This window comes from Streptomyces sp. SID5464 (assembly GCF_009862985.1).
In the GTDB taxonomy this organism is placed as follows: Bacteria; Actinomycetota; Actinomycetes; order Streptomycetales; family Streptomycetaceae; genus Streptomyces; species Streptomyces chartreusis_D.
On the sequence record NZ_WWIQ01000005.1, the window covers coordinates 55,393 to 55,821 of the forward strand.

Annotated in this window: 1 pseudogene; it reads left to right on the plus strand. The window is 71.3% G+C overall.

The features are described from left to right. Nucleotides 1–134: 134 nt before the first annotated feature. Nucleotides 135–393, plus strand: a pseudogene (locus GTY47_RS40670) (aldehyde dehydrogenase family protein). The last annotated feature ends 36 nt before the right edge of the window (nt 394–429 follow it).

Consider the following 429-nt stretch of genomic DNA (forward strand, 5'->3'; position numbering starts at 1 on the left):
CCGCTGGTACGCGGAGGAAGCGGTACGCCCGGCCGGAAAATCCGCGACGCCCCGGTCGGCGGGGCCCGTCTGTTCACCCGGCGCGCGCCGGTGGGGCTGTCGGTCCTCATCACCCGTGGAACATCCCCCTCGCCATGGCCACCCGCAAGATCGCCCCCGCGCTGGCATCCGGCTGCCCCGTCGTCATCAGACCCGCCCTTGACCACGATCTTCGCGGTCCAGCTCGCCATCGCGGCCGGTGTCCCCGAAGACCTGGTGCAGGTCGTGACCACCACGGACGCCCCCGCCTTCAGCACCGCCGTGCTGTCCGATCCGCGGGTGCGCAAGGTGTCCTTCACCGGCTCGACCGCGGTCGGCAAGGTCCTCCTGCATCTGCGGCGGACAACGTGCTGAAGAGCTCCATGGAACTGGGCGGCAACGCCCCGCTGC